This is a genomic window from Pseudanabaena sp. UWO311, assembly GCF_006937785.1.
GTDB lineage: Bacteria > Cyanobacteriota > Cyanobacteriia > Pseudanabaenales > Pseudanabaenaceae > Pseudanabaena.
In genome coordinates this window covers 58152-80971 of record NZ_SJEE01000011.1, presented here as the reverse complement: position 1 = coordinate 80971, position 22820 = coordinate 58152, and the positions used below count along the sequence as shown (strand labels likewise).

Genomic DNA, 22820 nt, shown 5'->3' with positions numbered 1-22820 from the left:
TATTTAACTAAAAAAATTGCCAAAACAAAAAAGCGCCCTTGGGGCGCTTTTTTGTTTAAGAAGTAGCTAGCGTGCGACGCTTCGTGACCATGCGGAAGGCTTCGATGATATCGCCCTCTTTCCATGATGAAAACTTAGCAAGAGAGATACCGCACTCAAATCCAGAGGCGACCTCCTTGGCATCATCCTTAACCCGTCGGAGTGAGTCAAGTACAGCCGAATGGATAACCTCATTACCGCGCTTGACACGGACATTACAGTTACGGAGTAGCTTACCATTCTGGACATAGCAACCAGCCACAGCACCCTTGCCGATCGCAAAGATTGCCCTAACTTCAGCTTGACCAAGGTATTCCTCGACCATTTCAGGATCGAGTAAGCCTTCCATCGCATCTTGGATATCTTCCAAGAGCTTGTAGATGACGTTGTAATCACGGAAATCAACACCCATCTCGTCAGCAGCCTGTCTTGCACCAGGAGCCATCGTGGTATTGAAACCTAGGACTACTGCCGAACTCGCCGCTGCCAAACTGATGTCATTTTCGGTGATTTCACCAGGAGCTGAGAGGAGGATGCGGAGTTGAACTTCCCGCTGTGGTAGCTGAGCAAGAGCGCCCAGAATTGCTTCGAGCGAACCTTGGACATCTGCCTTGAGGATAATATTGAGTTCCTTGAGATCGCCTTCTTTGACCTTTTCTGACAAGGTTCCAAGGGTGACACGACGGGAAGCCATTGCTTGTACCAAACGGGCTTGACGTTGATCCATCGTGCGTTGATCAGCGATCGCTCTAGCCACTTTTTCATCAAGATAGACCTCAAATTCATCACCTGCCGCAGGGACATCGCCCAAACCGAGAACTTCCACCGCAAAGGATGGCGAAGCTTTATCAACACGGACGTTGCGATCGTCCACCATGGCGCGTACCTTACCAAAGGCAGCACCCGCCACAAAGATATCACCAACGCGCAATGTACCGTTTTGAACCAATAATGTCGCAACGGGACCTTTTGCCTTGTCGAGGTGAGCTTCGATGACCGTGCCTTTAGCCGTACGGTTAGGGTTCGCCTGTAAATCTTCAACTTCGGCAACCAGCAAGATCATTTCGAGCAGGGTATCCAGATTCTCACGACGGATGGCGCTGACAGGAACCATGATTGTATCGCCGCCCCATTCTTCAGCAACGAGGGCATATTCGGTTAACTCTTGACGAATGCGATCGGGCTGAGCTTCAACCTTATCGACTTTGTTAATGGCAACAACAATTGGCACTTTAGCAGCACGAGCATGGCTGATTGCTTCAATGGTTTGAGGCTGAACACCATCATCGGCAGCAACAACTAGTACAGCAATGTCAGTCACCTTCGTACCACGCGCACGCATGGCAGTAAAGGCTTCGTGACCTGGGGTATCAAGGAAGACGATTTGTTGTTTCTGACCATTATGCTCAACATCAACATGATATGCGCCAATATGTTGAGTGATACCACCCGCCTCTCCTTGAGCGACTTTGCTCTTACGAATTGCATCGAGCAAGGTGGTTTTACCATGGTCAACATGTCCCATGATTGTGACTACTGGCGGACGGCGTTGCAATTTGTCAAGGTCGCCAACTTCAATCATTTCCGTCTTGAGCGCAAGCTCGACGACCTCGGGGGCATGGACTTCATAGCCCAATTCAGCCGACACCATTTTGGCAGTACCGACATCGAGGGTTTGGTTAATATTCGCCATGATCCCTTTCATAAACAGGGTACGAATTACCTCTGTCTCTGAAAGTACCAACCGCTTGGCTAGTACAGCAACGGTCATACCCTCTTCGATTTCTACCGAGGTCGGTTTTTCAGGAATAATTTCGACTTGTTGATGACGGCGATCGCGACTAGGTGCAGATTTTTTGCCCTTTTGCGTTGGCTTAATGTCGGCTGCCATGGTTGGCTTCGATGGCACAACCGCAGCCTTAGGACGTGCTGTTGGACGAGCCAGCGACAAACTGATTTGTGCTAACTCAGCAGCAGCATCGGCATCAGCTCCATCATCATCCTCATCATCAAAATCACGCAAATAGCGCTTCGGCTTGTTCAGGCGATTTTTTTCTTTAAGCTCTAGTAAATCCTTTTCTTCTTCTTCTTTGGATTTACCTTTACGTTTACTACCCTTACCAGGCAACGTTGGTTTTTCTAAAAGTTCTGGTAGTGCAGGATTAAATCCACCTGTTGATTCTGGTTTCTTACCAGTTTTGTCAGCAATAACAGGCTTTTCAGGCGCACGCATCAAGGTTGGCATCGGTGGACGCAAATTATGCGGTGGTTCTGTCGGGGCAGTGATCCCACGTTCGATGAGTACCGAGTCCTTTACCAACTTCGGTCCACGGCTTTGAGGTCTACCAGCAGCAGGGGCAGACTGTTGTTCCGCAGGTTTGTTCAATTTTGGCTTTTCAGGCTTGTTGACCTTAACTGTTTCTGGTTTTTCCTCACCAGTAATCTGCTCAGTTCTGTCCTGCTCAGACCTACTCTGATTGGCTTTTGCTGAAATTCTTGACTCGTCTGAAGGTTTTGCCGCAGGTGGTTTGGGTGCAATAACAGATTTGGGAGCAACAGCTACTGGAGGCTTAGGTCTCTCAGGAGCAGCAGGTTTATTCAATTTGACCTGAGGAGGCGACACACTTACTAAGGATTGTTTTGGCACAACAGGAGGGCGCTCAGCTTTTTCTGCTTGTAGTCGTTCAGCCCTTGGAGTCTCTTTTCGGGGTGCTTGTTCCTTAGGTGCTTGTTTCGGTGTAACGATGCTGGGTGTTGCTTGTTCCTCAGCAAAAATCTTCGCAGGGGCAGATGCGGCCGCCTTTTCGGATGATTTAGGTGGAGCTAGCGGCGCAATTAACTCTGTTTTTGATTCTGAGGGTGATCTTGGCTGAGAGTCTTTGATCGATTGGGGATTTACTGGTGGGGTCAATGCTGTTTCTAAGGTCAATTCAATTTTGGGCGCAGGGTTAGTTTCGGACTGTTCACCTTCTGAGACAGAAGGACGACTGGGAGGCTTGACTAATGAAGAAGCAGAGGGCATGGGCAGGGGAGGGTTAATAACAGCAGTTTTAGCAGGAGGTTCTGAGCTAGGCTCGGCGATCGCACTAGGTGAGTTAAGGGGCGGATTTACAGAAGTTGTAGCTCCTACATTAACAGAGACAGGTGGAGTATTGAGACGAATTGTGGGCTTGGTAACCGCAAGAATTTGCTGCTTGGCAATACGAGCATCAGATTCTTTGGTCTTTGCCGCAGCAGCAGCTTTCTTTTCAGAAGCTCTAGGATCGGCAGCTTTATGATGATATTGAGGGGCTTTGATGCGTACCAATTCCGCCTCTGATTCTGTAATTGTACTACTATGACTTTTAACAACTATATTTAATTGCTCACATACCGCGATTACATCTTTGGTGTCGAGATCTAACTCTCGTGAGAGTTCATATAGTCGAACTCGATTGCTTATACTCATTGCTTACTCTGCCCTGCGTAACTGTTGTACACGATGAAATTGAATTTACATAGAAGTTGCTTCCTATCTTTTGCTAGGTTGAATTACATTGACTGAATTACATTGACCATAGTTAATCTTAGAAGCGCCTAGCTATTCCTGCTGAACAGGCTAGCGAGTAGGTTTCAATTTTTAAATGAAACTACTATAGCTATTATTACTCATACAACCTAGTAATATGAGATGTTAGCTAATTTGGCTCACAAACCTTGGCAAAATCTCACTCAGTTTACTAGCTCTTGTACATTACCCCTAAACATAGTTTTTGAGAAGAGATTTTTTCTGTATAAATTACCCAAATCCATAGTTTATGACTCGCAGGGGCACAACCCTATGGGTTTGGGTTAGTAATTAATTATGCTCATCTACTTTATTGCGCTTTGTGTGAATAATTGGCTCAAATTTTTGAAAAGCCCCATTTTACTTAGCTGTGCCTAAAAAATCAAAGGATTAATTAAATTTCTAAAGCCCTAGTTAATGAACTTAAGTGCATTTGCATTGTTACAGTTATTTACACTACTTTAATTTAAGGTAGGATCGGACAGTCTCGAAGCATTGTGATTTTATGACCAACGTACCCGTCTCTCGCATTCGCAACTTTTCAATCATTGCTCATATCGATCACGGCAAGTCTACGCTTGCCGATCGCTTGCTGCAATTTACAGGCACTGTGGCGGATCGGGATATGAAAGCGCAGTTTCTCGACAACATGGACTTGGAACGTGAGCGGGGGATCACAATTAAGTTACAAGCGGCGCGGATGAATTATCAAGCGCTTAATGGTGATGAATATACGATTAATCTGATCGATACCCCAGGTCATGTGGACTTTTCCTATGAGGTATCGCGTAGCTTGGCAGCTTGTGAAGGAGCTTTGTTAGTGGTTGATGCGTCGCAAGGGGTCGAGGCGCAAACTCTGGCTAATGTCTATTTAGCACTAGCCAACGATCTGGAGATTGTCCCAGTACTTAATAAAATTGATTTACCAGGAGCAGATCCCGATCGCATAGCCAATGAAATCGAACAGTTAATTGGGTTAGATTGCTCGGCAGCAATTAGAGCTTCAGCAAAGCAAGGGATTGGGATCAGGGAAATCCTTGAGGCGATCGTTTTGCAAGTGCCGCCGCCCAAAGATACGGTTGATCAACCATTACGAGCTTTAATTTTTGATAGTTATTACGATGCCTATCGTGGCGTAATCGTCTATTTCCGTGTAATGGATGGCACGGTCAAAAAAGGCGATCGCGTTAAATTCATGGCTTCAGGACAAGAATATGTAATCGATGAGCTTGGCGTACTTGCCCCTGGGCAAATCCAAGTTGATGAATTACATGCGGGTGAAGTGGGTTATCTCGCTGCTGCGATTAAGATGGTCGCCCATGCGCGGGTTGGTGACACGATTACTTCAGCGATCGACTCTGCCCCTGAGCCTTTTCCTGGTTACGAAGAAGCAAAACCTATGGTTTTCTGCGGCATGTTTCCCACTGATGCCGATCAGTTTGAGGAATTGCGCGAAGCACTTACCAAGCTTAAGCTTAACGATGCATCTCTAAATTATGAGCCAGAAACCTCGAATGCGATGGGGTTTGGTTTCCGTTGTGGATTTTTGGGGATGCTACATATGGAGATCGTACAAGAGCGCCTCGAACGTGAATATAATCTCGATCTAATTGTGACTGCGCCATCAGTAATTTATCGTGTAACGACAAATACGGACGAAATTTTAATGGTGGATAATCCTAGTGAGTTACCGCCACCAAATTCCAGAAAGTCGATCGAGGAGCCCTATGTCAAGCTAGAAATCATGACTCCGCAATCTTACATTGGGACTTTGATGGAGTTATGCGTGGCAAGACGAGGAGTATTTTTAGATACTAAGTACATCACTACAGAACGAGCAACTTTAATTTACGAACTTCCCTTAGCCGAAATGGTAACTGATTTCTTCGATCAAATGAAGTCTCGCACAAAGGGATACGCCAGTATGGAATATCAAGTCATTGGCTATCGTCCAAACGATCTGGTGCTTGTTGACATTCTCGTGAACGAAGAACCTGTGGATGCTTTGGCTTGTATTGTCCATCGCGACAAGTCTTATAATGTTGGGCGAGCATTAGTATCTAAGCTGAGGGAGTTGATTCCAAAGCAGCAGTTCCAAATTCCAATTCAGGCTGCGATCGGGACAAAGATATTGGCGCGGGAGAATATCTCGGCTTTGCGAAAGAATGTGTTGAGCAAGTGCTACGGCGGCGACATATCTCGAAAGAAGAAGTTGTTGGAGAAGCAGAAGAAAGGTAAAAAGCGGATGAAGTCAATTGGAACAGTGGAAGTTCCACAAGCAGCGTTTATGGCAATTTTGCAATTGAACGGTGATTAAAACCCAAAAAAGGCAAATCGTCCGCTTAGCGGGCGATTTGCCTTTTTTTTGGTTTATAGCTCTATGTTGAGTGGTAAGATAATCGAAAATTTTGTGCCAACACCCACTGTGCTTTCACAAAGAATTGTTCCTTTCAAATTTTGTGTCACAAGGTTATAGATAATATGTAGCCCAAGACCACTACCACCTCTATCTCTAGCTGTTGTGAAAAAAGGTTCAAAAATTTTGTCTAGACTTTCAGATGGAATACCATTACCATCATCAGAGTAAGTAATGAGAACTTTGTCATCTTGCTGAGAAATTTCAACTTGTAATTGTCCAGCTTTATCTAAGTTGTGATAGGCATGAGCAAGAGAATTTACCACTAAATTTGTGATGATTTGAGATAAGGCTCCAGGGTAACTTCGTATAGAGATCGCATTATCACCAAGGACTTTAATTTGATGTGAAGTATTTTGAATTTGCGGGGCTAGACTAAGCAGAATCTTCTCGATATAGTCTTTCACTTCAAAACTGCGCTGCTCTAGACTGGTTTGATCAACGGCAACTTGCTTAAAGTTTTGGATGAGCTCGGCAGCCCGCTGTAAGTTAGTCAATAGAATTTCGCTGCTGCTTTTAGTTTTCTCTAAATATGCTTGCAAGCTAGATTTTTTAAGTTCCCCAATCTCAAAAGATTCCCTAAATCTATTTGTCGCATTATCAAGAATGGAAGCTGCCATTAAACTATTGCCAACAGGAGTATTCACCTCATGGGCGATACCTGCCACCATACTACCGAGAGCAGCATATTTTTCGGACTCTAACAGTTGCTTTTGGGTGGTTTTAAGTTCATCTAAGGTGCTGGCTAATTCGATATTCTTTTGATAAATTGCAGCCTCTGCTCGTTTGCGATCGCTAATATTGCGAATCATAAATAGCACTTCGTTGGCTCCGCTCACTACTATGCGAACCTCCTCATCTTGGCAGTAGCCATTTACACATATTTGCTGCTCATAAATTTGCATTTCCCTTGTGACGATAGCTTGATTTATATAGAAAAGCTGGCGATCGCTAATTTCGGTTGGAAGGATTTGGGACACATGCTTACCAATATTCTCAAAGTCAGGATAAAGTAACTCGATTTCGTTTTCATAGTTAACCTGACCAAGATAGATACCATCTGCACTAACATGAAACATTAAATCAGGAATAACAGAAAGAATCGCTCTTCTGCGAGTTTCCCCAGCGCTGAGAGTCGTATAGCTTGTAACCGCGATCGCTGAACAAAATAGTGCTAATAAAGTAGGAACTATAGGCATCCACCAACCCCACAAAAATGCGATGTAGCTAACCGTAAGTAGCCCTCCTCCTAATCCCAAAATCGTCAGAATATTCCAATGCATATGCAATGGAAATTTTGATGAGGTCAGTATTCTTTTGTAGCGCCTACTGCGACATAATAAACCACCAATACCTCCCCAGAGCACAATCCACAAAGATTCGATTAATTTAGACCAAACTTGTATGGTGGGTCGTCCATCAAGGGCGTTAGCGATTAATTGGCTGGCAATATTTGCATGAAGAATAACGCCGCTTGTGACTGGGAAAGGACTACCTAATGTTGTGCTGTTATATGGAGTAATAAAATAATCTGTATTGCTTTCTGCGGTAATTCCAATTAGAACAAGGCGATCGCGAAATGTATCCTGAGCAATATTTTTATTGAGTACATCAGTTAAAGAAACTGTATGAAAACCATTTTGAAAATTACGGAAATTTGAAAGTATTTGATATCCCCCCAGATCTTGGCTTACATAGCCTCCAACATTTTCGGTGATTGGAGCAAATATTGCTTTTCCCAACCTATATTGCTGTGTTTTAGAATTAACAACTTCGATGCTAATATTCTCTTGTTTGAGGTACTTGATGGCTAAAGCAGCACTCAAACTAGTGATAGTTTTACCCTGTTTGTCCTTTAGAGAAAGTAAGATGCGGCGAATCTTGCCGTCACCATCAGGAAGCAAATCATTTGCAGCTACTTGATTAAGCTTTTCTAGGATGGGGGAGCCATCCACATCACTACCGCCTTGATTTGCGATAACTTTGCGGATGCCAATTAGATTTGGCATTGATTCAAACGTGTTTACTAACTGTCGATATGCATCTCCATATTGCTTGGGTACTGGGAGATCTCGATAGATATCTAGCCCGACTACTCTGGGTTGTTGTTGTTGAATTAAATTTAAGAGCTTGGCAAGGGTTTCGTCAGAGATAGGTGAACCAAACTTCTGGATGTCTGGTTCATTAATTGCGACAATCACGATGCGTTCGTCTTTGGCTTCTGACGGTCGCCATTGAAAGAACAAATCATATACAGCAAGTTCTATTGGTTGCAAAACTCCCACAAAGCGCAGTCCAAGCAAAATACCTGTTGTTGCTGGGACAACAACCAAAACCCCACGCAATTTCCAAATTATCTTTTTGAAGTTAATCCACATCTGTAAATTCTAACAGTCAAGAGTGAGGAGCAATGGGGATTACTCTATCGATATAGCCATTAATCGTTAGCTCAGCTGCGATCGCTAGTTCCCCAGATTAATTTCGCAATAATAGAAAAGCAGCAGCAATTTGTGTAAATTAAATAAGAAACATCTTAAGAGTTTATACTAAAAAAATAGCGTATCTTTTAGGATTTAAGTATAAATTCTAGAGCAAAAGCATCAATTATCAAAAAACACAAATTCTATAGCCTTGCAAAATTTGAATTTGAATATATTTGATTACTAAAGATTCACCAGTTGTTTCTACTACTCATTGGTATTATTTAGGTATAATGAATACCCCAATGTTAATTATCTTACTAAAGATTATATTAATATCTGTTGTATAGTAATTCCCAATCTAGTCTTATCCAAGAAGTTCTATTAAGCATTGTTGCATCGTATTTCTAAGAATTTATAATGGTCTTCTAGCCTGAAATTACTGTAGTCGAAATCTTTAAAACAACAATGCTACTTTGAAGGTGAAATATCTTAAAAAGTATTGTTTTGACAATGTAGTCACACTTTCGAGGATCGGTATTATAAGAGGAACTTAAAACATGAAACTTGCTCTTCGCTATATCAAATTGACATGTGGATTTGCTTTTAGCTTCTTCACAACAGCATTTTCAGCTATGGCGCAGATTCTCCCAGATAATACCTTACCTAATAACTCTACAGTAACAACTAACGGACTAATCCAAACTATTGATGGGGGCACGATTAGAGGAGTTAACCTCTATCATAGTTTTCGAGATTTCTCAGTTTCGACAAATAATACTGCCTATTTTAATAATGCACCGAACATTCAGAATGTGTTGACGCGAGTGACAGGCGGCTCCGTTTCAAATATTGACGGGATATTGAAAGCGAATGGCAATGCAAATTTATTTTTGCTCAATCCCAATGGAATCGTCTTTGGCGCAAATGCGAAGTTAGATATTGGCGGAACATTTGTTGGTAGTACAGCAAATAGCTTTAAATTCTCCGATGGTAGCGAGTTTAGTGCCACGAATCCTCAAGCACCACCATTGCTAACAATGAATATTACAACAGGATTGCAGTATGGAACTAGTAATAATGGTGCTGCGATAGCCAATCAGGCTAATCTCTCAACGAAACAAGATTTAGTTTTAAATGCTGACAAATTGGACTTGCAGGGTCAATTACAGGCAGGTCGAGATCTGATCTTGCAGGCTCAGGATACGGTAACGATTCGCGATACTGCTAACACAAAATTTGTGGCAGCATCTGGTAGAGACATACTAGTACAAGGAAATCAATCGGTTGATATTTTTACCTTAAATCACCCTAATAGTGGTTTTTGGTCGGGTGGGAATATGGTGCTGCGATCGCAAAATCCTGTTGTTGGCGACGCTCATTTCTATGCTGGTGGAAACTTAAATATTGAGAAGTTAAATGGAACTATCGGTGATTTGCTCAGTCCTAATGATCCAGTAATTCTGGCAAATGGCAATGTGGCGTTAGGTAACTACACTGGGGCATCACTGCATATCTTAGCTGGCGGTAGTGTGACTATGGCGAATGTCATTATAAATAATACTGGGGCTATTAACTCTACGATTAATCCCAGTAATACAACATTATTTAATGCCACTAAGCGTTATGCAGACTTAGCAACATTTAACTTGACTGACTATCAAGCGATCAAAGATAGCAATGGCTCAGTTCAAGATATTGTCCCAGTTCAAACTCCTATTACGATTGATGGAAGTACTAAGGCAACTTTGGATATAAGAGCAGGAGTGGATTGGTCAAAATTGGGGGGGTTGCCTGCTAGTCCTATCGTTTTAGGTGCGATCGCGTCTGTTCCTTCCTATGCAAACCCTCCTACTAGATCTGATATTACTGTGAATGGGAATATTCGCGTGAGTCAACCTAGTGGGTTAGTGTTCTTAACTAATCAATTTGTTCCCAATACTTTACAAGGCAAAATTTCCACTCAAGAAATTAATACTGGGACTGGTATAGTCGGAGCTAATGCTGGAGATGTTCGAATTTATAGTCGAGGCGATATTGCTATAAATTCCAACTTAATTGCATATTCAGAGCCAGGTTCTGGCAATGCAGGAAATGGTGGATCAGTCACAATTTCTTCCTATGCTGGTAATATTACGATGAATTCAGAGCTATACACTGATTCCTTTACATTCTCTGGCAATACTGGGAATGGCGGTAATATTTCATTCTTTTCTTATTTAGGTAACATCATATTAGACGAACTATACTTTGAGTCCTCTTCATTTTCTTACTCTGGTAATTCCGCCAATGCAGGCGCGGTATCTCTTGTTTCCTACTCAGGTAATATTACGGTTACTCGTCCAATTTGGAAATCGCCTTCTGTTTCCTTGGCATCAGGCAATTCGGGAAATGCTGGAGACATTGCTTTTGCTACTTATTCTGGCAATATTACGGTTAAAGATGTTAGAAGTTTCTTTGGAGATGTTGGTACTTATTTAGATGCTGGTACATACTCAGGTTCTGGTTCCTCTGGTAATGGAGGAGCATTTTCTTTGGCTTCCTATTCTGGGAACATTTCATTAATTAATGCCCCATTGAACTCATCTACGGCTTCTTACTCATCCTCAAAATTAAATCATTCTGGAAATGGAGGAAATATATCTCTAGCTACCTCATTGGGCAACATTATTCTGAACGATTTGACATTGTATTCCTATTCATTCGCAAGATCCGCTAATTCTCGAAATGGGGGAGCAATTACAATTTACTCTGGCAATGGAAATATTTCACTAAATAATTCGACATTATCAGCATACTCTTTAGCATCATCTGCAAGTTCTCAGAATGGCGGATCTGTATCTATAAACGCGCCCAATGGAAGTATTACCAGTGCATTAACGAGCTATATATTATCATTCTCTATTTCTGCACCAACATCAAAAAGTGGTAATGGGGGTGACGTTAATTTAACAGCAAAAAATCAAATCAGCAATCTTGCGCTCTTTACCTCATCTGCCTTTGGAGCAGCAGGAGCAGTGAATATTAATGGTCTAGGTGATTTAGCGATCGCATCTCTTCAAGTGATTACGAGTAAGACCGTAAAGTTCCCTAAACGAGCCTATGACATCAACGATCCCAACACTTTCATCACTACAATTTTTGGTTCTGGACAAAGTGGGCGATCAGGAGGCGTAATTATTAAAGGATTAGGTAATCTCATCTTTGACAATATCCTGATCGTGAGTACGACTCAAGGAATTGCCCCTGCTGGAAATATTCTGATCACTAGCCCTGCGGCGATCACCTTCCAAAATAATAGTCAAGTCCTTAGTAATACTAGTAGTATCGGTAATGCTGGCAGTATCACCGTTACCGCAGGAAAGAGCATTACCTTCAAAGATAATAGTCAAATTATTGCGCAAACTAGTAACAAAGGGAAAGCTGGAAACATCGGACTCATTGCGGGAAACTCAATTCTCTTTACTGCGGGTACTGGCTTATTTGCCAATACCACATTAGGCTCGACAGGAGATGGCGGCAATATTACGATCGATCCGCAGTATGTGACCCTGCAAGATGGAGCGACAATCGCTGTCGGCAGTCTAGGCTCTGGCATTGGTGGCAACATTACTGTATTTGCCAATTACCTCTCTCTTTTGAATGGTTCCTCCATCACCGCATCAACAGCTAGTACTAATGGAGGTAATATAGATTTAACTGTTCCAGCTATTTTACTTTTGCGTTATGGAAGCAATATTAGCACTACCGCAGGTACTTCAAACGCTGGAGGTAATGGAGGAAACGTTAAAATAAATGCGGGTTTTATCGTTGGAGTGAAAGGCGAAAACAGCAATATCTTTGCCAATGCGTTTACGGGTAATGGAGGAAATGTTGATATTAAGACTAATGGTATCTATGGACTAGAGTTCCGCCCACAATTAACAGATTTTAGTGACATTGCCGCTAGTTCTCAGTTTGGGGTGCAAGGAAATGTAACAGTTACAACACCTGAAATTGATCCAAGTCGAGGATTAACTTCTTTGCCGCTCAATCTTGTTGATTCATCGAAACAGGTTAGTCAGAGCTGTGCCATGCAGGGGAAGTTCTCTAATCGAGAGAATCGCTTTACGATCGCAGGTAGAGGGGGCTTACCAAAGAGTCCTAGTGATGAGCTTTCCATTAATCAATCTCTAGTAGACCTAGCTGAACTCGTACCAAGCAACACAAATCAAATCTCGGCAACTGAACAAAAACAAGAAGTAAAGAATGAATCTCCAAAATTTATTGTCGAGGCTAATGCGATCGCACATGATAGTTATGGCAGATTGCGATTAGTTGTTGATTCTACTCCTCTTAGTCCTGCCATCCCTCAGCTTTCTTGTTCAAAATAAATTTAATAGTCTAAATATGAGCATTGCTTCTCGGCGGAAAACCTACAAACTAATCGGTATAGGAATTTGCATAACTATATTAACTATCCTTTTAGGGTGGAGTGTTCAGCCTAGTATTGCCAATATCTCCTCAAAAAAAAACAGCGATATAACGCTCAGTCAAATACCTAATACTGATAGCCTGACAACTCTTGTACAGAATGGCAAGCAATATTACCGATTAGGACAATATGCAAAAGCGATCGCAATTTGGCAACAAGCTGCTGATATTTGTATAAAACAAGGCGATCGACTCAATCACGCCATTGTTTTGCAAAATCTTGCCTTAGCACATCAACAACTCGGACAATGGAAGCAAGCAGAGCAGGAGATCGTCCTCAGTATAGAAATCCTCCAATCTGATTCACAGCAACCTAAATTACTAGCTCAGGCTCTCAATATTCAGGGCAATATTCAACTCGCACAGGGCAAGGCTCAAGACGCATTAGCAATTTGGCAAAGAGCCACCATCACCTACCAGCAGGCAGGAGATAAAGATGGAGCTATTCGTAGCAAGATTAACCAGAGTCAAGCTATGCGATCGCTAGCTCTATATCCCAAAGCTAAAGAGACCCTCGATCAAGCCCAAGTAGAACTCAAAGAACACCCCGACTCCTCTCTTAAGGCAGCAATTTTGCTCAATCTCGGTGAAACCCTACGATTGTGTGGAGATATCCAAGGTTCCAAACTGGTATTGCAAGAGAGTCTGGCGATCGCAAAAAAGCTAAATGACTCTTCGATCATGGCAGATATTCTATTAAGTTTAGGAAATACCGCCTATAGCTCACAACAACCTACCGAAGCGATCAGCTATTATCAGCAAGCTGCTAATACCGCAATCTTTCCCAGCCAAAAAGTCCAAGCCCAATTAAATCAACTACGTCTCCAGATTAAACTGAATCAGCCTGAAGCAGCCAGATTATTGCTAGATGATATTCAAACCCAGCTGCTGAACCTCCCGCCCAGCCGAGCCTCAGTCTACGCAAGAGTGAACTTTGCGCAAAGTCTAATTAAACTAAATCCCACAAGCGATCGCCAAGCCCCTGCTAAACTCCTTGCAACAGCTACCCAACAAGCCCATGAGATGGGTGACATTAGAGCCGAATCCTATGCGATCGGATATCTAGGCTATCTCTATGAACAAAATCAACAGTTCTCAGAAGCTCAAATCCTAACTGAGAAAGCGCTCCTTGTGTCTCAAACCAATAATGCTTCAGATATAGCCTATCGCTGGCAATGGCAACTCGGACGAATACTCAAATCTCAAGGTAACAATCCTAAGGCGATCATCGCTTATACAGAATCTGTCAACACGCTAACTTCGATCCGTGGCGACCTTGTATCTAGTAATGAAGACATTCAGTTTTCTTTCCGTGATAGTGTCGAACCAGTTTACCGTCAGCTTGTCGCCTTACTTCTTACTCCTGAAGATGGAAAGCCAGTTAGTCAAGAAAATCTCAAAGCCGCTCGTAAAATAATTGAATCTTTACAACTTGCCGAATTAGACAACTTTTTTAAAGAAGCTTGCCTTACAGGGATGACTACACAAGTTGATGAAGTTGATCCACAAGCTGCCGTCATCTACCCAATCGTTTTGCCAGATAGTCTAGAAGTTATTATTTCACTACCAAATCGTTCGTTACTACACAGCACCACCAAAATTTCTGAGAACAATCTCGAAAGTCTCTTGAGCGAATTAAGGCGATCGCTACGTCGAACATCCCTTGAGACTGATATTAAAGCAGTGTCCGCAAAAATTTACAACATATTAATAGGGAAAGAGACAGAATCTATTTTAGCTGCGAACAAAATTAAAACCTTAGTCTTTGTTCTTGATGGTTCTCTAAGAAACCTGCCCATGTCAGTCCTTTATGATGGGCAAAAGTATTTGATGGAAAAATATAATCTAGCTATCACACCTGGGTTACAACTCATCGATCCTCGCCCACTCAAACGCCAACAACTAACTGTATTTGTCGGGGGAGTGAGTAAGGAAACTCAAAATTTTAATGCTTTACCAAATGTCGAAAGAGAGGTTCAGCAAATTGCTTCCCTTGTGTCAGCTCAAACCCTATTACTAAATGAAGATTTTATTAGCGAATCTATTCAAAAACAAATTAGGAAAATCCCCTATAGAGTAGTGCATCTAGCTACTCACGGTGAATTTAGCTCTGATGCTGAAAAAACGTTTGTTTTAACGTGGAATAATCGACTTGGAGTCAAACAGTTAGGAGAATTATTGCAATCTAGAGAGCAAGATAGCCGCATTCCCATTGAGCTATTGGTGCTTAGTGCATGCAAAACTGCTAAGGGAGATAATCGAGCTACTTTAGGACTAGCAGGAATGGCTGTGCGATCGGGAGCACGTAGCACGATCGCAAGCTTGTGGTCAGTAGAAGATAGTGCCACCGCAACGTTTATGAAAAACTTTTATCAAGAACTAGCGACTCTCGGCACAGGTAAAGCTAATGCTTTACAGAAAGCCCAGCTCAGTCTTCTGAAAAACCCACAGTATACCCACCCCTTCTATTGGGCTCCATTTGTTTTAATCGGAAATTGGTTGTAATCATAAAAAGAAGATAGCGCTTTGCACCATCTTCTTTTTATGAAGTTTTCTAGATTTTACAAGCGATAATTAACCATTCGTGAAAAAACCGAGTAATATATTACTTAATATTAATTAAGCATTTTCATGACATTGCTGCTAATTTAGACCACTAGAAAAATTTGCATTTATTCAGTTATTGCTTCTCTAGGTATAAGGCTATGCTTTCTAAATACTTCTATCGATACTTTGTCCTTATCTCGATCGCAACAATCTGGGAGATCACCACTTTTTTTGTTTTTTCATCAGATGCTCGCGCCCAAACATTTGAACCGTCGGCAAGTAACCCTGCACCAACAACAACTATTGGCGGGGGAAGGCGTACCAATGATGGACAATGTCTGAAAAATCGTGATATTCAGCCTAGAGAGGACAAAATCAAAAAATCTTTAGAGCAGCAACTGACACCCTTACTCCCTCAAAACAAATTTGGACTTACAGTCTCGGCTAGTCCAACATTTTTGGCATATATTCCCAAAACATCTGCGATCGCCGTAGAGTTCACCCTTGAAAATCAGCAAGGTAAAGGCATCGCCCAAAAGACTATCACTCTAACTAGCACTCCTAGCATCATCAATGTTCAATTCGAGGGCACTCCCTTAGAAGTTGGGAAAGATTACAAATGGCTAATCTCCGTCATATGTGAAACTGGTGATCCTGAAGATATATTTGCCGAAGGCATTATCCGTCGCATCAAACCAGACACAACTTTACTAAGCAAATTAGAGAAAGCGACCGAGCTCGAACGAGTATCTTTGTACGCAAAATTTGGGATTTGGCATGAAGCGATCGCAGGTCTTGCAAGTTTGCGTATTTCTCAACCCAATAGTCCCGAACTTATGACTAGTTGGCTAAATTTACTCAAGTCCACCAGCTTAGAGTCCATAGCAAATACTCCTCTTACAAACTAATCCACCAAATGATTTGATAAGGATTGGCAGCGCGAAGCGCCGTCAATCCTTATCATCACTATCAAATCATTTATGAAATAGAAAAATGCCTTTAGATTCAGATGAGCTGATTTTTATAGAAGAGGATGAGGATAGGTCTTTTTTGGACAATGAGAAAAAGAATTTCTCTAGTCTAGAAGATTACAATAAAGAATCTCAAGAAATATTTGAATTTACCTCATTACTAAGCAGATCAACATGGCAAATTTTGATCTGTGATGACGATCCCTCCGTGCATAAAGTTACCAAGCTTGCTCTAGAGGAATTTAAGTTTGCAGGCAAAGAATTGAAAATCATCTCTGCTTTTTCGGGTGCTGAAGGAATTAAAACGATTGAGCAAAATCCTGACATTGCGGTGATCCTGCAAGATGTGATTATGGAAACCAATGACGCAGGATTACAAGCTGTCAAACATATCCGTGAAGTTCTGCAAAATCAACTGGTTCGGATTATCCTCCGCACAGGTCAGCCAGGTTATTTCCCTGAATCTTCGGTGATTTTGAACTATGACATCAATGACTATAAGTCAAAAACTGAGCTGACCGAGCAGAAATTATTTACGACCCTAATTTCTAGTCTCAGAGCATACAGCAGTATCGTAAATCTTGCCGAAGGCCGTCAAAAGATGGCTATCTTAAACAAAAAGCTCTATCAATTTAATCAGAATTTAGAAAAGCGAGTCCAAGAGCGCACTATTGAACTCGAAATTGCTAAAGAAGCTGCTGATAGCGCAAATAAAGCAAAAAGTCAGTTTTTGACTAATATGAGTCATGAACTGAGAACCCCTCTTAATGGAATTCTAGGCTATGCTCAACTTCTAAAACTGAGCGATGACCCCGTTAAACATCAAGATGGGCTAAATGTTATCCTGCGAAGTGGTCAGCATTTACTTACATTAATTAATGACATTCTCGATCTATCCAAAATTGAGGCAGGTAGATTAGAGATTGATCGTGATATGTTCCACTTAGATGAACTTCTCAATAGTCTAATCGACATATTTCAGGTTCAGGCAAGCAGTCAAGGTATTGAAGTTATTTATAAGATAATTGGACAAATTCCTAAGCTTGTTTATGGTGATGCTAAGCGTTTGCGCCAAGTGTTGTTTAATCTTGTAGGTAATGCCATCAAGTTTACAGACAAGGGGACTGTAACTCTGACAGTGCAGAGTCTAGTTGATGGCAAAATTCGTTTTGATGTCATCGATAGTGGTGTGGGGATCGCGCCAGAGGATTTGCCCAAAATATTCCAATCCTTTGAACAAGTTGGTGATCCCATCAAAATGCAATCAGGAACTGGCTTGGGTTTACCGATTAGCAAGCGCCTAATCGAGTTGATGGGAGGGGAGCTAAATGTAGCAAGTACCGTAGGGCAAGGTAGTACTTTCTGGATCGAAATTGATTTGCCTACTTACATAAATACAAAAACGACTGAGCAGATCCAACTGAATCTTGAAATCATTGGTTATAAAGGCGAAAAGCTTAAAATCGTCGTAGCGGATTCAGAACAATTAGACCGTAATGTATTGATAGATATGCTTACACCTTTAGATTTTGACATCATCGAAGCTGAAGGTGGACTTGATAGTTTTGATAAAACATCCGCGTATATTCCTGATTTGCTTTTACTCGGATTAAAAAATTTAGATGATGATAATTGGAATATTCTGCGTAAAATCCGTCAGAATTCTAAGCTGAAGAACGTTGTTATAATTATGATATTGGAAGATATCATTGAAAGCGATCGCCAGAAATGTATAGAAGCTGGTTGCGCTGATATTCTAGTGAAACCCATCACCATGCAGCCATTAATGGACATAATTCAAGCAAATTTGAACTTAGAGTGGGAGTACTGCTATTTTGCCGATTCCGAAGCTTCTTCTCAATCATCTTTAGCAGATCAAGCGATCGCCAACAACATTTTGCTACCTTCTCGACAAATCATTTTAAAGTTAATAGAACTGATACAAGCAGGCGATTTAGATTCTCTCCAAAAGCTTTTAAAAGATTTAGAAAGGTCTGATGATGGACTAAAAACATTTACTGGAAAAATCATAGAATTGGCAAAAGGTTTCCAACTTCGCAATATTTTAAACTATCTCAATAAACTGATAGAGACTGGCTAAACCCAAAACCAATTTTGGAGTTTGCTGTACCTGCGGTGCTGAAAATACCAAAATAGTTTTCATATGAGAATTACTGGCTCTAATCATCAATTTCACCATAAATTACCAACCTCTGCTAGAATCTAGACCTACAGTATCTGCTCCCAGTTATTGATACTGCTGACTCATTAAATCCTCCTGTCTCTGCTCCATCTGACACCAATTTCAAAAATGGCTTAGCCATATTTGAAGCTTTAAAATCCCTCTGGGTAAGGTTTTAGATTCTTAGAAATGTCGCAACCCTCTAAGAATTGGTATGAATGAATTGGCACGAATAAAAATGGCAACATTAACAGCGACAGACCGATAAAAAACTGACACACAATTTGGAGTTCTATGTCTTTCTCAGCCCTTGGTTTGTCTGATCAAATCGTTCGCGCTGTCACTGCACGCGGCTATACTGAGCCCACACCGATTCAGTTACGGGCGATCCCCGTTGTTCTCTCAGGTCAAGATCTACTAGCTGGCGCACAAACAGGTACTGGCAAAACCGCAGGATTTACATTACCAATCTTGCATCTACTATCTAACAAGGTCGTTAAGCGATCGCCAACGGGCAAAATCCCAATTCGGGCGCTGATCCTCACACCTACCCGTGAGCTTGCAGCTCAAGTCGAAGAAAGCGTGCGCATGTATGGCAGACATTTACCTCTGCAATCAATGGTGATCTATGGCGGCGTTAATATTAATCCCCAGATCAACCGACTCAGGGGTGGTGTCGAAATTTTGGTAGCAACACCAGGGCGATTGCTAGATCATGTGCAACAGGGCAGATTGGATCTATCCAAGGTAGAAATCTTGGTATTAGATGAAGCCGATCGCATGTTGGACATGGGCTTTATCCGTGATATTCGGCGAATTCTAGCATTATTACCTAAAGAACGCCAAAATCTACTGTTTTCGGCAACTTTTTCCAATGAGATCAAATCCTTTGCCAGTACTTTACTCAATCAGCCAGTATTGGTTGAAGTTGCTGGTCAGAATGCCACAGCCGATCTAGTTACTCAGCGGATTTTTCCTGTAGATCGCGATCGCAAGAGAGACTTGCTAACTCATTTGATCAAGACTCATAACTGGTATCAGGTACTGGTATTTACCCGTACTAAGCATGGTGCGGATCGCCTAGTAAAGCAACTACATCAAGATGACATTGTAGCAATGGCAATTCATGGCAATAAAAGCCAAGCAGCCCGCACTCGCGCCCTTGGCAAGTTTAAAGATGGCAGTTTGCAAGTATTAGTTGCCACAGATATCGCTGCGCGGGGCTTAGATATTAGCGAACTGCCCCATGTCGTCAACTACGAGTTACCAAATGTCCCTGAAGATTATGTACATCGGATCGGACGTACTGGACGCGCTGGCTCATCTGGCGAGGCAATCTCGCTGGTATGTGTCGATGAGCGAAAGTTCTTGTCAGATATCGAGAAATTAATCAAGCGATCGCTGCCCCAAGAAATCATAGCTGGTTTCGAGCCTGATCCCCGTGCTAAGCCTGAGCCGATTCAAGTTGGAAGGCAATCTAAGCATCAGCCTCGACGGGGGGGAAATAGCGATCGTAATCATGCAGGCAAGCCGTCATCAGTGGCTGCGCCAAGCAAATCGCCCAGTAAACCACAAAAGCCACAGCTTAATAAAAGTGTGATTACCAAATCTCGAAACCCAAATTAATTGCTCGAAAAATGTCGCGGAGGGATAAGCCCGCCGCAACATTTTTCGATTTTATTGAGGTAGTTCGCAAAAGCGTCCGCAGTATTTTTCAACATAAAAGCCAACTCTTCGCTTCATATCCCACTGCCATTTATCTTGCTATACTACTTACAGCACTTTGCATAGCCAAGAGATACAATGACATTTTTGAAAGTACCATTTCGCGGTACTTTCAAAAATGTCATTGCATTTTGAGTAGGCACAAAGTGCTCTAAGTAGCAGAAAGAATGATAAAAACAAGGATGCTTTATGGGAATGCGCCTTTGCCTCGAATTGATCGCAACCTCGATTCAGCAACTACAAGAGTTAGAACATATTGCAGCGTCTCCAGTATCATCTTCTATCGAAATCGAGACAAGAAATCTCAATCTAGAGGATGCTAGCAATGTTTTGCGATCTAGCTTAACAGAATTAGAAGTTTATCAGCAATCAATTGCTGGAGAATTAGAGCGATATCGCGAACTGTTTGACTTTGCTCCTGACGGCTACTTTGTTACTGATGCTAATGGCGACATTACTGAAGCCAACCGTGCGGCAACTCTGATGTTTGGTTCACTGCCGATTGGTCAAAACTTAGAAAACTTTGTCTATCCCTCCTACAAAGAACAATTCCAAAGATTATTAGGACAACTACAACGGGGGCAAAATATCAAGAGTTTAGACTTTCGGATGCAGTTTCCGACAGGACAGCCCTTTGATGCAAGTTTTACAATTATCAGCATTCGTGTACCGCTAGATGGAAGAGTAACTGGACTGAGGTGGTGGATTCAAGATATTACTCAAAGAAAGCAAGAAGTTGATAAATTGCAGCATTCTCATCAGCGCTTAGAAATTCGTGTTGCCGAAATGAACGCCAAGCTCAACCTGATGGATCGCCAAATCCGTGTAGAGAGAGAAGAACAGCGCCGTATTTCGCGCAATCTTGCCCATAATGAAGCTAAATTACGAGCAATGATGCAGCATTCTTCAGATATCGTAAATATTCTAGATATTGATACTACTATTAATTATTGCAGCCCTGCGATCTTAAGAACTTTAGGCTATATGCCTGAAAACGTGATGGGCAGTAAATTTATTAGCTTTATTCATCCTGAAGACCTGCCGATTTTTCAAGATTTCCTAACTCAATCAGTGGATGCTTTGTCTGTATCAACGCCAATAGTGATGCGTCATCGGCATATCAACGGGAATTGGATTTATTTAGAATCAGTTTGTTGTAATCTTTTACAGGATACAAATGTTCAGGGCTTAGTTATTAATTCCCGTGATATTACAGAACGTAAACGCACGGAATCAGCGCTGCAAGATAGCGAACTTAGATTAGCAGCGATCGCATCAAGTATGCCTGCAACTCTCTATCGTTTATCAATCAACTCCGATGGAAAAATTTCCATTCCATTTATTAGTGATGGTCTAATCGATCTAGTCGGGATCTCACCAAGATATGTTATTTCTTCTCCATACCAATTATTAGATTTAGTTCATCCTGAAGATGTTGATCAATTTAAGGCTCTAATCAGAGCTGGGTTTGATAAGCTTGCCACTTTCCGTCATGAATTTCGCGTTATTACGGTCTCTGGTGAAGTCAAATGGGTACAGAATATTACCCGCTATTATCATACCGATTCGGACACGATATTCGCTGATGGAGTATGTATCGACATTAGCGAAAGAGGTGAAGCTGAGTCTAGTCTCCAAAGAACAAATGAACTATTAAGAGCAGTAATCAAGGCTGTTCCTGTAGCGATTGATATTGTTAGTCCTGAAGGCAAAGTTTTATTATGGAACGCAGCCGCAGAAAAACTATTTGCGTGGAATACTTCTACTGTTGTCGGTCATCCTGTACCGAGTGTTCCTGAGTCTCAAGCTTTGGAGTTACAAGCTGTGATTCTCGATACGCTGGCAGGTAGACAGATCAATGGTGTTCCAATGACTTTTCAACTTGGTGATGGGAGTTGGACTAACGTGAATGTCTCAACGGTTCTCGTCCACGATCCCCATGGCAAAATCGTTGGGATATTGCGGATTATTGATGAAGCTGGCGATCGCAGTTCTATTACAACAAAGCATAATCAGGCTCTTGAGTTTGAGCAGGTTCAGAGCGCATCAATGGTTCGCTCTGGCACAGAGGCGATCGCCAATTTTGTGACGCTCAATGCAAATACATTGCTCAATCAATACAAAATTGGTCAACGCAATTTTGCGGGTTTGAATTTGCGTGGGGCTTATTTAGTCGAGGCTGATTTACGATACGCTGATTTTAGTGGTGTGGCGCTCAATGGCAGTAATTGTAGCTACGCCAATTTCCAATCTGCAAATTTACGTGGTGCAGATTTGCGTGGAGCAAATTTCCAATTTGCGGATTTACAACAGGTAGATCTGCGAGGTGCTGATCTGCGGGGTGCTGACTTAAGAGATGCAAATACAACAGGTTCAATTCTTGACGATAGTAATTTGCAAGGCGCTCTCTTATCGGTAGATTAATTAATGTGAGAGGCGATCGCTAGTAATCTGCGAGATCATCCTTTGTCATCTGAATTGAATTTCTTTCTTCTGCTTT

Annotated in this window: 9 protein-coding genes; 7 read left to right on the top strand and 2 right to left on the bottom strand. The window is 41.9% G+C overall.

Translation table 11 applies throughout. The annotated features are described in order from the left end of the window. Positions 1-55: 55 nt before the first annotated feature. On the bottom strand, positions 56-3487 hold the full coding sequence (gene infB / locus PseudUWO311_RS10595; protein WP_142655217.1) for a translation initiation factor IF-2: 3432 nt from the start codon (positions 3485-3487) through the stop codon (positions 56-58). A gap of 604 nt (positions 3488-4091) precedes the next feature. Here infB and lepA point away from each other — a divergent pair. Continuing rightward, positions 4092-5903 carry a translation elongation factor 4 gene (lepA, locus tag PseudUWO311_RS10590; RefSeq protein WP_142655216.1) on the top strand — a complete coding sequence of 604 codons (1812 nt, stop codon included), beginning with the start codon at positions 4092-4094 and terminating at the stop codon, positions 5901-5903. A 53-nt stretch (positions 5904-5956) separates the two neighbouring features. Here lepA and PseudUWO311_RS10585 read toward each other — a convergent pair whose 3' ends face one another. Beyond that, entirely contained in the window at positions 5957-8380 is a 2424-nt protein-coding gene (locus PseudUWO311_RS10585) for a CHASE2 domain-containing protein (protein ID WP_142655215.1), read from the bottom strand. Positions 8381-8982: 602 nt separating this feature from the next. Here PseudUWO311_RS10585 and PseudUWO311_RS10580 point away from each other — a divergent pair. The 6 genes from PseudUWO311_RS10580 (at position 8983) to PseudUWO311_RS10555 (ending at position 22744) form a co-directional block, all read left to right on the top strand. Beyond that, positions 8983-12795: a filamentous hemagglutinin N-terminal domain-containing protein gene (locus tag PseudUWO311_RS10580; RefSeq protein ID WP_142655214.1), complete on the top strand. Its 3813-nt coding sequence runs from the start codon at positions 8983-8985 to the stop codon at positions 12793-12795. 16 nt (positions 12796-12811) lie between these two features. After that, entirely contained in the window at positions 12812-15400 is a 2589-nt protein-coding gene (locus PseudUWO311_RS10575) for a CHAT domain-containing protein (RefSeq protein ID WP_142655213.1), read from the top strand. A gap of 200 nt (positions 15401-15600) precedes the next feature. Then, entirely contained in the window at positions 15601-16350 is a 750-nt protein-coding gene (locus PseudUWO311_RS10570; protein ID WP_142655212.1) for a DUF928 domain-containing protein, read from the top strand. An 85-nt stretch (positions 16351-16435) separates the two neighbouring features. Then, complete coding sequence (locus tag PseudUWO311_RS10565; RefSeq protein WP_142655211.1) at positions 16436-18514, top strand: ATP-binding protein; 2079 nt, start codon at positions 16436-16438, stop codon at positions 18512-18514. A 375-nt stretch (positions 18515-18889) separates the two neighbouring features. Then, positions 18890-20221: a DEAD/DEAH box helicase gene (locus PseudUWO311_RS10560; protein ID WP_142655210.1), complete on the top strand. Its 1332-nt coding sequence runs from the start codon at positions 18890-18892 to the stop codon at positions 20219-20221. 288 nt (positions 20222-20509) lie between these two features. Further along, positions 20510-22744 (top strand): PAS domain S-box protein, encoded by a 2235-nt coding sequence (locus tag PseudUWO311_RS10555; protein WP_142655209.1) that lies wholly within the window; start codon positions 20510-20512, stop codon positions 22742-22744. The last annotated feature ends 76 nt before the right edge of the window (positions 22745-22820 follow it).

What these genes read in the sequence shown, in the direction of transcription:
- lepA (WP_142655216.1), top strand. Translation starts at nt 4,092, where the DNA reads ATGACCAACGTACCCGTCTCTCGCATTCGCAACTTTTCAATCATTGCT.
- PseudUWO311_RS10560 (WP_142655210.1), top strand. Translation starts at nt 18,890, where the DNA reads ATGTCTTTCTCAGCCCTTGGTTTGTCTGATCAAATCGTTCGCGCTGTC.
- PseudUWO311_RS10585 (WP_142655215.1), bottom strand. Translation starts at nt 8,380, where the DNA reads ATGTGGATTAACTTCAAAAAGATAATTTGGAAATTGCGTGGGGTTTTG.
- PseudUWO311_RS10570 (WP_142655212.1), top strand. Translation starts at nt 15,601, where the DNA reads ATGCTTTCTAAATACTTCTATCGATACTTTGTCCTTATCTCGATCGCA.
- infB (WP_142655217.1), bottom strand. Translation starts at nt 3,487, where the DNA reads ATGAGTATAAGCAATCGAGTTCGACTATATGAACTCTCACGAGAGTTA.
- PseudUWO311_RS10580 (WP_142655214.1), top strand. Translation starts at nt 8,983, where the DNA reads ATGAAACTTGCTCTTCGCTATATCAAATTGACATGTGGATTTGCTTTT.
- PseudUWO311_RS10565 (WP_142655211.1), top strand. Translation starts at nt 16,436, where the DNA reads ATGCCTTTAGATTCAGATGAGCTGATTTTTATAGAAGAGGATGAGGAT.
- PseudUWO311_RS10575 (WP_142655213.1), top strand. Translation starts at nt 12,812, where the DNA reads ATGAGCATTGCTTCTCGGCGGAAAACCTACAAACTAATCGGTATAGGA.
- PseudUWO311_RS10555 (WP_142655209.1), top strand. Translation starts at nt 20,510, where the DNA reads ATGGGAATGCGCCTTTGCCTCGAATTGATCGCAACCTCGATTCAGCAA.